Here is a 12,400-nt window from a genome sequence, read left to right on the forward strand (position 1 = left end):
GGGGGCGGGCCGGCCCCAGCAGTTCGGCCGCACGCTTAATCACTCAGAGATGTCGGAAGGGCGTGGCATGCTCGATCTCGTGACCGCCCGAGCCACAAGTTCCGTCCTCGTGGGTCGCGACGCCGATCTCGCGGCGCTGCGCGACGCGCTCAAGCGTGCCCGCGGCGACGAGTCCACGACGGTGCTGCTCGGCGGCGAAGCGGGGGTCGGCAAGACCCGCCTCGTCGAGGAGTTCCGGCGGCACGCTCTCGACGAGGGCGTCCGCGTGCTCACCGGCCAGTGCCTCGAGCTGGGCGAGGAGGGCCTGCCCTTCGCGCCTTTCGTGGCGGCGCTGCGCGACCTGCTCCGGCGGGACGGGCCGGCCGCGTTCGACGGGCACGAGCACGAGTTCGCCCGGCTGCTGCCGGAGCTCGGCCCGGCCGGGCCCGAGGGCCTTGTCGACGCCAACCGGGGATACCTTTTCGAGCTGGTCGCCGGCCTCTTCGGGCGGCTGGTCCGGGAGCGGCCGCTGGTCCTCATCATCGAGGACCTGCACTGGGCCGACCGGTCCACCCGCGACCTCATCGGCTTTCTGATCCGGTCGGCCCGCACCGCGCAGGCCCTGATGATCTGCACGTTCCGCTCCGACGAGCTGCACCGGGGCCACCCGCTGCGGTCCTTCCTCGCCGAGCTGGACCGGGCCAGGGGCGTCGAGCGCATCGACCTCGACCGCCTCGACCGCGACGGCACGATGGAGATCCTGGCCGACCTACTCGGCGCCGAGCCTCGCCCGGCCCTTGTCGACAACGTCTACAACCGGTCCCAGGGCAACCCGTTCTTCGTGGAGGAGCTGGCGGTCTCCAGCGACCCCGACGGCTGCCGCGACCTGCCCGACACCCTCCGCGATCTGCTGCTGGCCCGCATCGACCGGCTGCCCGACGCGGCGCAGCGGGTGCTCCGGCTGGCCGCCGCCGGTGGCAACAGGATCGGCCACGACCTGCTCGTCCAGGTCGCCGAGGTGCCCGACCACCAGCTCGAAGACGCGCTCCGCACCGCGGTCGCCGCCCAGCTGCTGGTCGCCGGCGCCGACGGGGGATATGAGTTTCGCCACGCGCTGGTCCGCGAGGCCGTCCACGAGGACGCGCTGCCCGGCGAGCGGGCGCGGCTGCACGCGCGGTATGCGGCGGCCATCGAGGGCCGGCCCCAGCTCGTCGGCGCCGACCGCGCGCCGGCCGAGATCGCCCACCACTGGTATGCGGCGCACGACCACCCCCGCGCGCTGACCTCCGCCTTGGCCGCGGCGACGGCGGCCGGCAAGCGGTACGCGTACGCGGAGAAGAGCCGGCTGCTCGAGCGCGTGCTGGAGCTGTGGGAGCAGGTGCCCGACGCCGCCGACCGGCTCGGCATGGACCACCTCGCGCTGCTGGAGGAGACGCTGCTCGCGGCTTCCACCGCGGGTGACTACATGCGCGCGATGAGCCTCACCCGCGCCGCGCTCGCCGAGATCGACCGGGACGCCGAGCCGCTGCGCGCCGCCCGCATGCTGGAGCGTCGCGGCCGCCTGATGCGGGTGCTGGGCAAGAGCGACGGCGCCACCGAGCTGCGCAGTGCGTACGAGCTGGCCCGCGACGTGCCCAATACGCCCGAGCGCGTCAAGATCCTCGCCAACGTCGCCACCCACCTCGGCAAGGTCGGCATCGACGAGGGCGCGCGCATCGCCCGCGAGGCGATGGCCGATGCCGATGTGCTCGGCGAGCCGGCCGCCCAGGTGGCGGCGACACTCGCCTTCGGCCGGGTGTGCACCAACGAGATCTCCGCCGAGGCCGGGCTTGTCCAGCTGCGCAAGGCCGAGGAGCTGGCCCGCCGCACCGGCGACGTGCCGCAGCTCGTCCACGCACTGGTCAACCTCTCCGACGCGCTGTTCGAGATCGGGCAGTACACGGAGTCGGCCCGCAACGCCGCCGACGGCACGGTCGAGGCGAAACGAGTCGGGATCAGCCGCTCGACCGGCGCGTTCCTGCTGTCCAACCACGCCGAGGCGCTCTTCGCGCTGGGCCGGTGGGACGAGGCCGACGCGCTCTGCGCCGAGACCGCGCGGATCGACCCGCCCGGCACGCTCGGCCTGCACTGGCTGCAGATCCGCGCCCAGCTGCGGCTGGCCCGCGCCCACCCGGGCGCCGACGAGCTCGTGACGCGGGCGTTGAGCTTCCTCGGCCGGCCCTACCTGGAGCACCAGCTCGCGATGCCGCTGCACCAGCTGCGGATCGAGTCCGCCCTCCAGCGCGGCGACCTCGCCGGCGCCGTCGAGGCGGCGACGATCGCGACCGCACTGCCGCGCATCGAGGAGTTCCCGCGCTACCTGTGGCCGCTGCTTGCCTCGGCCGCCAAGGCCGCCGTCCTGGGCGCTGACGAGGAGCTGGCCGAGCGGATCCGCGCGGCGACTGTGGGGCTCACCGCGGAGCATCCGGCCCAGCGGGCCAGTGCCGCGCAGCTCCGCGCCACCTTCGCCACCGGGCCCGACGCGCTGCCCGCCTGGCAGGAGGCGGTGGCGGCCTGGCGGGCCGACGGCCAGCCGTACCCGCTGGCGCGCGCCCTGCTCAGCCTCGCCGAGGCCGCCGCGGCGGCGGGCGACCGCGGGCTCGTCGGCGAGGCGGTCGAGGAGGCCTGCTGCATCGCCGAGGACCTCCGCGCCGCCCCGCTACGCGAGGAGCTGGACACCCTCGCCCGGCGCGTCGGGCTGCGGGTGTCCAGCCGCTCTGCGCTCGACGAGCCCGAGCTGTTGACGGTGCGGGAGCAGGAGGTGCTGCGCCTTGTCGCCGAGGGGTTGAGCAACCGGCGGATCGCCGAGCAGCTCTACATCTCGCCGAAGACGGCCAGCGTCCACGTCTCCCGCATCATTGCCAAGCTCGCCGTGGCCAACCGGGTGGAGGCGGCTGCGGTCGCCCACCGGCTGGGGCTGCTGGAGTAGCGCGGTTACTGACCGCGGCTCGCCGGATCCACCCGCGCCCAGCGCAGCAGGTCCGTCATGCCGAAGGTCCCCGCGCGCTGCGCCGGCAGCGTGGGCCGCCAGCCCGCTCCGGCCGCCCGCAGGTACGAGCGCGGGTCGAGCTGGAGCAGCCCGATGAACACCTCGCCGACGATCCGGGCGCCCGCCGGGCCGAGCACGATCCCGTCGCCTATCAGCTCGGCCTCGGCGAGCACGTAGTACCACAGTGGACTGTTGTTCTCCATGCCGTACGGGGCCAGTTCGTTGAGCGTCAGCGCGCCCCAACCCATGGCGTTCGCAACCCGCTGGCCCGACGGAAGGCTCCAGGTGAGGTGGCGCAGGAGGTTGCGCTGCGGGAGCGAGGTCGGCGGCTCACCGCTCGCGATCGCGCCCAACGGAAGGTTGAACAGCGGGGTCGAAATGTTCCGGTCGATGCGCTTGTTCGGCCGCACCTGCCCGTCGCCGAAGTTGAAGAACGTCTGCCAGCCGATGAACCGGCGCCGCGCCCGCCGCCCTCCGCGCAGGTCGACGGGGTCGGCCTGGCCCTCGCCGGCCGGGTCGAAGATGAAGCCGAAGAACGGGCTGCCGTCCGCGTTGCCGGCCAGGTTCACCCGGTAAGAGGGGCGGACCATGCTGTGGCCGAAGCGGTACGCGGCGCCCTGGAACTCCACCGGGATGAACGCCGGTCCCGGCTCCGGGCGGTAGAACCGCCGCCCGTGGGCGAGGATGTCCTGCGTGATGCCGTGGCCGGAGACCTGCGGCAGAAACTCGTTCACGATGATCCACTGGTAGTGCCACGTGATCAGTTGGCGGGCCCGCTCGAAGAGGTTGTTGGACGGCACGCCCTGGCCGCGCAGGAGGTCGACCGCCCGGTTGTGGGCAAGGATGAACGCCGCCTGCAGGCCGGAGATGATGACGTTCTCGTCGTTGCGGGGGTCGGAGATGATCGCGGTGCCGTTAGACGCGCGCGGCACGTCCTCGAACCTGCCGCCCGACTCGATCCGCAGCTTGATCCGGTCCGACTCGTAGAGTGCCGGGCTCACCACCGGGCCCCCGCCGTACACGGAGTCGAGGTCGAGCGCCGGCGTGCGGGTGTTCGTCGTGGACTCGGGAGGCGTCGGTACCGCCAGTCGGGACGTCGTGTCGAAGGTCATGTCGTGGTCGAGGAACTGCCCGAAGAACGTCGTACCCGCGGTGTGGAACGGGTTGTCGCGGTTGCGCGGGCTCAGCTCCGGATTGGTGATGAGCCGGATCGGCCCCTCGTTCAACGGGTCGCGGGCGTCCAGCAGACCGCCCGGCCGGCCGATGTCGGTGAGCGCCGTCCGGCTACGGCTGTCGGCGGCGACGAAGGGAGGTAGGCCCGGGAACATCCGCCCGAACCGGTCAGCCGGCGTGGCCGCGGCGGCGGGCTGCTCGGCGAGTGTGGCCCCACCGGCAACCGCGCCCGCCGCGGTCGCGCCGACGCCTGAGATGAACGTGCGTCGAGAGAGTGTGCTGCCCATGGCTGCAGATCGTGGAACAGTTCAAGCCTGCGGGAGCCCACCCCCAAGGGCATTTTTTAGGAAAGTTTCTTATCCGAAAACTTGCGATAGCTGTCAGCTCGCGACGCTGCGCTCCAGGTAGTACCGGCGGCACGCCACCGCCTCGCCGTCCGCACGCGCCGCCTGGGGCACCACGTCGGGCACGGAGATGTTCGCGTCCACGTGCGCGAGGCTCACCCGCCAGCCCTGCTGCCCGGCCCAGTTGAAGGCTGCGATGTCCGACGGCACCGGCGTGCGGATGGTGTCGGTGTTGACCGGGACGATGACCGCGACGAGCGAGTGCTCGACGGTCACCTTGTCCTCCCGGAAGATGCGCGACTCACGCACCTCCTTCTTGAGCTTCACCAGGTACAGGGCCGCGTACTCCCACTTCTCCATCGCCTACCTCCCGGCCGCGGTGCCCTCATTCTCGCTTCGCGACGGGTCGTTTCTTGAAACAGGGCCTACTCCAAGGGGTGGCCGCGACGGGCTCTCGACCTGGGCGCTGTGTTTGGCCGGATGGTCGGTTCGGCGTTGGTCGCGCGCGGGCTGGACGATCTGTTTTCAGGGCGATGCGCCACCCGAGTCCTTGATCCTGCGCAGCCGGTCCGTCCGCACTCCGACCCCAGCCAACCCGCACCGATTAAGGCCGCAGTCTGGATGCTTTGCCTGCTTCCAGATCTGGAGAGCTTTTGGGGTCGAGGTGGGCGAATCCGTCCACAACCGAGCGGGGTGTCGCCGTGCCGATGCCGATCTGGGAAACGCGGGGATAAACAACGGTCTGGACCACACTGGTTCCTTGATCGGTGTCAACAAGGCCTCCACAGAGCAGATCGTGGTCGTTTGCTGCCCCTGTCCTGTCTCCCGCCCGTGCTTCTGCAGATCTTTCGAGGCGGGAGTGCCCCAGTCCGTCCACAGTTCGGCGCCGTCGTCGCGGTGTGTGACTGTCGATCAGGTGCAGGCGGTGTGAGCTTGGAATCTTGGTGAGTTTGCGCGCCATTTCGACGCTAACTTGCCAAGATCTGCGGGAGCGGGCTCCTGGGTTGAGCTGGGCGACCGCGGAGGGTGAGGCGGCAACCGGGGGCACAGCGGCAGCTCACATCAAGGCTCACCCTGACCGCGAAAGCACTCCAGACGACGAAAACTCCGAAAGTCGAGAGCACAAACTTCCCCTAGATCTGCGGAGCAGGCTCTTGGGGTGAGCTGGGCGACAGCGGAGGGTGAGGCCGCGGGAGCAACGGTCTGGACCACCGCGGACATCGCGGTAGCCCAAATCCATTGGATTAGATCCTTTAGGTCCCGAGGGCCTCGCTGGCCAGCGCGGTGCCTTCGATCCGCGCGCGCACCTTGGCGAAGGCGACGTCCCGGGACGTGGAGGTGTCGTCGCCGAACGGGGCGAACCCGCAGTCGTCGCAGGTGCCCAGCCGGTCCGGCGGAAGGTGCTCGGCGGCCCGGAGCACGCGGTCGCGCACCAGCGCCGGCGACTCCACGACAGGGTCGATCGGGTCGGTCACGCCGACGAAGACGCGCTGGTCCGGCCGCAGGTGGGTGGCGATGGCGGCGAGCACCCGGTCGGGGTCGGGCTCGCTGGCGAGCTGCACGTAGAAGACGCCCGCGTGGATGGCGAACAGGTGGGGCAGCAGGGCGGTGTAGTCCACGTCGAGGCTGTGCGTGGAGTCCTGGTCGCCGCCGGGGCAGGTGTGTACGCCGATGCGGGCGCGTTCGACCTCGGTGAAGCGGTCGAGCACCCGGTTGTTGAGCGCGACGAAGGACTCCAGCACGCCGCCGGACGGGTCGAGCTTGATGGAGAGCCGCCCCTCGGTGAAGTCGAGCTGGACGGTGTGGGCGCCCGCGTCGAGCGCGCCGCGGATGTCGGCCTCCGCCTCGTCGACGAGGTCGTCGAGGAACTCGTCCCGGCTGTAGCCGGCGATGCCGTCCTGCGGGTAGAGCAGGCTCAGTGCCGACGGCGCGATGACCGCCTGCTTCACCGGCACCGTGGCGTGCCTGCGCGCGGCCCGCAGGTAGTCGCCGCAGTGTGCCGCGTAGCGGAAGGGGCCCGCGGCCAGCCTGGGCAGCTGGCGGGTGTGTCCGTCGGCGAAGGGGATGACGGCGCCGTCCGGTGCCAGGTTGTCGAGCCCGGCGAGGGGGTAGGTCACGAAGGACGGCTTGGTCTGCTCGCCATCCGTGACAACCGGGGAGCCGAGGGACTCCAGTGTCCCGATGGTGTCGCGCAGCGCCTCGTCGTACAGGCCGTCCAGCGAGCTTTTGTCGATGCGGCCGGCCGCGTGGTCGGCGATGCCGGCGAGGAGGGCGGGGGATCGAGGGATGCTTCCGATGGGTTCCGTCGGGAGGCTCATGGCCGCGAATCTAGGGGACGGATGGGAATCGATCAATGCATTCCGTCCGCGATTCACTCCTGACGGTTACCGCCGGACGCGGCTCAGGCGGCGCGGGCGTCCAGTGCCTGCTGGTAGAGGCGACCGGCGCGGTACGAGGAGCGGACCAGCGGACCGCTCATGACGCCGGCGAAGCCGATCTGCTCGGCCTCCTCCTTCAGCTCCACGAACTCCTCCGGCTTGACCCACCGCTCCACCGGGTGGTGGCGGGGCGTGGGCCGCAGGTACTGCGTGATGGTCACCAGCTCGCAACCGGCGGCGTGGAGGTCGCGCAGGGCCTGGGAGATCTCGTGGCGCTCCTCGCCGAGGCCGAGGATCAGGTTGGACTTCGTCACCAGGCCGTCGGCGCGGGCGCGGGTGAGCACGTCGAGCGAACGCTCGTAGCGGAAGGCCGGGCGGATCCGCTTGAAGATGCGCGGCACCGTCTCGACGTTGTGCGCGAGCACCTCGGGCCGGGCGTCGAAGACCTCGCCGAGCTGGACGGGGTCGCCGTTGAAGTCGGGGATCAGCAGCTCGACGCCGCAGCCGGGCTGGAGCTTGTGGATCTGGCGGACCGTCTCCGCGTAGAGCCAGGCGCCGCCGTCCGGAAGGTCGTCGCGCGCCACGCCGGTGACCGTCGCGTAGCGCAGGCCCATCGTGGCGACCGACTCGCCGACGCGGCGCGGCTCGTCGGCGTCGAACTCAGCCGGCTTGCCCGTGTCGATCTGGCAGAAGTCGCACCGCCGGGTGCACTGATCGCCGCCGATGAGGAAGGTGGCCTCGCGGTCTTCCCAACACTCGTAGATGTTGGGGCAGCCGGCCTCCTGACAGACGGTGTGCAAGCCTTCACGCTGAACCAGGCCACGAAGCTCGGTGTACTCCGGGCCCATCTTGGCCTTGACCTTGATCCACGGCGGCTTGCGCTCGATCGGCGTCTCGGCGTTGCGCGCCTCGATGCGCAGCAGGCGCCGTCCCTCTGGAGCGATGGTCACAGATCTGAGCCTACGCTCGCTGTGGTCGCGCATGAACATTAGGCGACGAGCCTCACCCTCCCTTAATGTGATGCCTACCACCGGTTTGTCCTGCTAGCGTGGCCGCAGCGACGACGACGGAACCAAGTACCGCCCCGATTCCGCCGGCCGAGAGAGCCACCAGCGGCTGTGACGGTGGCCCGGCGCCGGGGTGCGAAGACACTCCCGAGTCGCTGACGAATGAGGCCCCTCCCGGGGGCGAAGGCGCGGTGGCACCGCGAGTTCCCGACTCGCCCGCGCCCCATCGGGATCGCGTTGCGCGATGACGAGGAGGTGCCCGATGCAACGCATCCTTTCCACCCAGCTCCCCGCCCGGATCGGCGAGCCCGTGCGGCTCGCCGGGTGGGTGCACCGCCGCCGGCTGCTGAAGTCGGTGGCGTTCCTGATCCTGCGGGACCGCGCCGGGCTCAGCCAGGTCGTGGTCACCGACCCCGGTGTCCGCGCCGAGGTCGAGGCCGTCGGGGAGGAGACCGCCGTCGAGGTCACCGGCAAGGCCGTAGCGAACCCGGCGGCGCCCGCCGGGGTCGAGGTGGTCGAGCCTTTGGTACGGGTACTCGGCGCGCCTGCCCAGCCGCCACCGTTCGACCTCTTCCGGCCCGAACTCGGTGCGACCCTGCCGACGCAGCTCGACCACGCGTCACTGTCGTTGCGCCACGCCACTCGCGCCACCGCGCTGCGCCACTCGGCGGCGGCCGCGGCCGGCTTCCGGTCCACACTGGACGGCCTGGGCTTCGTGGAGGTGCACACCCCGAAGATCGTGGCCAGCTCCACCGAGAGCGGGGCCAACGTGTTCTCGATCGACTACTTTGGACGCCCTGCGTTTCTGGCCCAGTCGCCGCAGTTCTACAAGCAGATGATGGTGGGCGTTTTCGAGCGCGTGTACGAGGTGGGGCCGGTCTTCCGCGCCGAGCCGCACGAGACCGGGCGGCACCTGGCCCAGTACACGTCGCTCGACGCCGAACTCGGCTTCGTCGAGGACCACCGGGACGTCATGGCCGTACTGACCGAGGTGATCCGCGGCATGGTCGGCGCGACCGGCCTGCCCGCCGCGATGCCGGCCGAGTTTCCCGCCGTGCACTTCACCGAGGCGCTGAAGATCGCCGGCGCCGCGCAGGACTCGGGCTCCGGCCCGGCCGACCTGGCGCCCGCGGACGAGCGTGCGGTCGGGGAGTGGGCCTTACGCGAGCACGGTTCGGACTTCGTGTTCGTCACCGGCTACCCGATGGCGAAGCGCCCCTTCTACACGCACCCGGACCCGGCGCGTCCCGGCTACACGAACGGTTTCGACCTGCTCTTCCGCGGCGTCGAGCTGGTCACCGGCGGGCAGCGGCTGCACCGGTACGAGGACTACGTGGCGGCGCTGGCCGCGCGGGGCGAGCCGCTCGCGCCGTACGAGTCCTATGTGGAAACCTTCCGCCACGGGATGCCGCCGCACGGCGGGTTTGCGATAGGGCTGGAGCGCTTTGTGGCCCGGCTCACCGGCGCGACGAACGTGCGTGAGGTGACGGCGTTTCCGCGCGACCGCCATCGGCTGGCGCCGTAGCGGCTCGCGTCAGGGCAGCAGGTCGCTGTCGTGGGCGGCGTACACAGCGGCCACCTCGGCCGGATCGGGTGCACCGCCCGGCGGGATGAGCGCGCCGACGTCCGCCATGAACGCGAGGCCGGCCGGCCCGGGTGACCACAGTCCGAGCACCTGGGCCGGCTCGTCGGTCGGGTTGGCGAACGTGTGACGCACGCCACGCGGGGTGAGGCAGAACGCCCCCGCCGTCGCCTCGACCGGGTCGTCGGTGCCATACGTCAGCAGGAGCGTGCCGCTGAGCACGTGGATGCCCTCGTCGAAGCCGTGGTGCCGGTGCGGCACCGGCCCGGCGAAGCGCGGCGGCACGGTCATCTCCACGACCGCGAAGCCCTGTGTCTCGGCGAGCACCCGCATCGGCTGCCCCGCGTACGCGAACGTGCGCCCCTCGCCGGGCCGCACCACCACCCCGTGAACGCTCACTCGGCGAGCAGGGTGTCGAGGTGGCGCTCCACCACCGGGAAGACGTCGGCGACAGTGATCTGCCGGCCGAGCTCGGCGCTGAGCGAGCTGACGCCCGCGTCGCGGATGCCGCACGGCACGATGCGGTCGAAGACGGACAGGTCACAGTCGCAGTTGAGCGCGAAGCCGTGCTGGGTCACGCCCTGCGACACCCGGATGCCGATCGCGCCGACCTTGCGGTCAGGCCCTTTGTCGTCGGCCCGCACCCACGCGCCGCTGCGCCCCTCGATCCGCGTCGTCGCCAGTCCGAACTCGGCGCACACGTCGATCAGCAACTGCTCGGTGCGGCGCACGTAGGCCACCACGTCGATGGGGTCGGGCAGCTTGAGGATCGGGTAACCGACCACCTGCCCCGGCCCGTGCCACGTGATCTTGCCGCCGCGGTCGACGTCGATGACCGGCGTCCCGTCCACCGGGCGGTCGAACGGCTCGGTGCGCTTGCCGGCCGTATACACGCTGGGGTGCTCGAGCAGGAGCACGGTGCCCGGCTCCGCACCGGAGGCGACGGCCTCGTGCAGCCGCCGCTGCTCGTCCCACGCCGCCAGATAGTCGATCCGGCCGAGATTCCGGTGCCGCAGCCCGGTGAGTGCGCTAGTCACCCCACCAGCCTAAACCCGCTCAGGCGCCCCATCACCGCGTGTCGCTGCTCACGTCACGCTAGGCCGCGCGCCAGAGCCACACGTCGTCGACGCGCTGTGGCGGGCCCAGCAGCTCGGTCGTGGCGCGCAGCAAGGCTTCCGGATGGGCGGGAAACTTCGCGCCGTGTACCCGGTCGGCGAGCACCACGGCCTCCGCGCCCCAGTAGCGCAGGTCTTCGCGGGCCGCCGCGCGGTCGGCGTCCGTGATGGGCGGCACGACGCCGGTGCGGGCCACCTCGAAGAGCAGCTCGGCGGAGGGACGGGGGACCGGTCCGATCCGGCCCTTGCCGTCCGGGCCGCCGGGGCCGAGGAAGAAGCCGGCCGGGATGCGGAACTCGCCCTGCCGGTGCGCCAGCGCGTAGGTCTGCCAGCGCTGCCCGTCCGGCAGCACGTCCGACGTGGGCGGGACGGGGGCGAGCACTCCGCCGTCGCTGACGTACTCGCGCCAGGTGCCGGACGTGATGAAACGGGGGACCGGCTCGTACACCGAGGTGTGCAGCGGCACCGGCACGAGCGGCAGCAGCGCGACGGCGAAGGCGCCCAGCCAGGCCGGCGCCGGCCGTGGCCCCAGGGCGGCCAGCGCGTACGCGAGCACGAGCCCGACCAGCGGGATCGCCACGAGCGCGAGCCGCGCCGGCAGCGCGGCGTTGAAGATGGGCATGGCGCCGAGCGCGGCGTACGGCAGCGGGATCCCGGTCAGCCGCTCGTCGACCTTGAGCTCCGGTCCGAGGGACAGCACGGAGAACACCCCGGCGGTGACGGCCAGCGCGCGCAGCATCGCCCGGCGGCCGTGGTCCGCGCGGCGCCACAGCAGCACGAAGCAGGCGACCGTGAGCAGGAGCAGCGGCAGGCCGAAGAACGAGTTTTCCTCGGTCGGGTTGGGTGCGAGGCCGGTGTCCAGCCCGGCCACGCCGGCCAGCGACCGCTCCGGAAACGCCGCGAACGCGGCCAGGTCCTCGTTGTGCACCTTCGGGTCGAAGCCGGTGCCGTGAAAGCGCTGCGGGCCGAAGAAGTGCAGCCACAGCGGGTACGAGAGCAGCACGACGGCCGCGCCCGCGGTGACGGCCAGCCCGCGCAGGAACTGCGGCAGGGCGGCGCGCGCCTCGGCACGCTGGGACAGCCCCCACACGCCGAGGAACACCCCGCACGCCAGCGCGGTGAAGAAGAGCCCTTCGGCGGCGATCGAGAACGCGACCGCCACGAGCACGCCGAGGATCAGCCCGTTGCGCCGCCACCGGTCCGGCTCGCGGAGTGCGAACACCCGCCACACGATCAGCGGCACCAGCCAGCCGGCGGTCCAGTTGAGGTGGGCGTTGGCGTGCGAGACCATGCCGGGCGCGAAGCCGCAGAAGAGGCCGCCGACCGCCGCGGCGAGCACCGGCAGCCGGAAGGAGCGGGAGAGCAGCAGGTACCAGGCGAACGCGGTCGCGGCCAGGTTGAGCGTGAGGATCACGACGAACGACCACTGTGGCCCGGCCAGCAGCGTGAGCGGTGCGAACACGACCGCGTACACGGTGATCGAGGTGTTGACCGCGAGGTTTACCCCGTCGGGGACGTTCATCAGGTGGGTGAAGAGCGGGTTTTCGGCGTGGGTGAGCGCGTGCGCGCCGTAGGCCAGCAGCCACTCGAACAGCGCCTGGTCGCTGGAGTTGACCTTGATGGTGCGGTGGTTGGGATCCGCCCACAGGCCCGCGGTGACCAGCACGGCGAGCCCGAGCGCGAGGGTCGCGACGACAAGGTCCGGGCGGCGTCGCGAGGCGGCCGGCGGGTCGGCGGGCGCGGCCACGGGCTCGGTCAGCGTCACGGCCCGTAACCCTACCAATTTGGGCCCGA

The 12,400-nt window shown here is 71.6% G+C and carries 9 protein-coding genes; 2 read left to right on the forward strand and 7 right to left on the reverse strand.

The window, feature by feature from the left end; all coding sequences use genetic code 11:
- The first annotated feature begins 79 nt into the window (after positions 1 to 79).
- Positions 80 to 2,947: a helix-turn-helix transcriptional regulator gene (locus Phou_RS47170; RefSeq protein ID WP_246274716.1), complete on the forward strand. Its 2,868-nt coding sequence runs from the start codon at positions 80 to 82 to the stop codon at positions 2,945 to 2,947.
- A 5-nt stretch (positions 2,948 to 2,952) separates the two neighbouring features.
- Here the strand turns inward: Phou_RS47170 and Phou_RS47175 are convergent, their stop codons facing one another.
- The 4 genes from Phou_RS47175 to lipA all read right to left on the reverse strand — a co-directional run bounded on the left by Phou_RS47175 (position 2,953) and on the right by lipA (position 7,885).
- On the reverse strand, positions 2,953 to 4,467 hold the full coding sequence (locus tag Phou_RS47175) for a peroxidase family protein (protein ID WP_173070818.1): 1,515 nt from the start codon (positions 4,465 to 4,467) through the stop codon (positions 2,953 to 2,955).
- Positions 4,468 to 4,560: 93 nt separating this feature from the next.
- Complete coding sequence (locus Phou_RS47180) at positions 4,561 to 4,884, reverse strand: hypothetical protein (protein ID WP_173070820.1); 324 nt, start codon at positions 4,882 to 4,884, stop codon at positions 4,561 to 4,563.
- 893 nt (positions 4,885 to 5,777) lie between these two features.
- Complete coding sequence (locus Phou_RS47185) at positions 5,778 to 6,842, reverse strand: cobalamin-independent methionine synthase II family protein (protein ID WP_173070822.1); 1,065 nt, start codon at positions 6,840 to 6,842, stop codon at positions 5,778 to 5,780.
- Positions 6,843 to 6,925: 83 nt separating this feature from the next.
- Positions 6,926 to 7,885 carry a lipoyl synthase gene (gene lipA / locus Phou_RS47190; protein WP_173070824.1) on the reverse strand — a complete coding sequence of 320 codons (960 nt, stop codon included), beginning with the start codon at positions 7,883 to 7,885 and terminating at the stop codon, positions 6,926 to 6,928.
- 286 nt (positions 7,886 to 8,171) lie between these two features.
- Here lipA and aspS point away from each other — a divergent pair, with 286 nt between their 5' ends.
- Positions 8,172 to 9,434, forward strand: coding sequence for an aspartate--tRNA(Asn) ligase (gene aspS / locus Phou_RS47195; RefSeq protein ID WP_173070826.1), 1,263 nt, complete (start codon positions 8,172 to 8,174; stop codon positions 9,432 to 9,434).
- 9 nt (positions 9,435 to 9,443) lie between these two features.
- Here the strand turns inward: aspS and Phou_RS47200 are convergent, their stop codons facing one another.
- Genes Phou_RS47200 through Phou_RS47210 form a run of 3 tightly spaced genes read right to left on the reverse strand, consistent with a single transcriptional unit; the run spans position 9,444 to position 12,371 of the window.
- Positions 9,444 to 9,890, reverse strand: a complete 447-nt coding sequence (locus tag Phou_RS47200; protein WP_173070828.1) for a cupin domain-containing protein — start codon at positions 9,888 to 9,890, stop codon at positions 9,444 to 9,446.
- A complete protein-coding gene (lipB, locus tag Phou_RS47205; protein WP_173070830.1) occupies positions 9,887 to 10,528 on the reverse strand; it encodes a lipoyl(octanoyl) transferase LipB in 642 nt (213 codons plus the stop codon). The genes Phou_RS47200 and lipB overlap by 4 nt, the downstream gene beginning before the upstream one ends.
- A gap of 58 nt (positions 10,529 to 10,586) precedes the next feature.
- Positions 10,587 to 12,371: a DUF6311 domain-containing protein gene (locus Phou_RS47210; protein ID WP_371872275.1), complete on the reverse strand. Its 1,785-nt coding sequence runs from the start codon at positions 12,369 to 12,371 to the stop codon at positions 10,587 to 10,589.
- Positions 12,372 to 12,400 lie beyond the last annotated feature (29 nt).

Source organism: Phytohabitans houttuyneae (assembly GCF_011764425.1).
Classification (GTDB): domain Bacteria; phylum Actinomycetota; class Actinomycetes; order Mycobacteriales; family Micromonosporaceae; genus Phytohabitans; species Phytohabitans houttuyneae.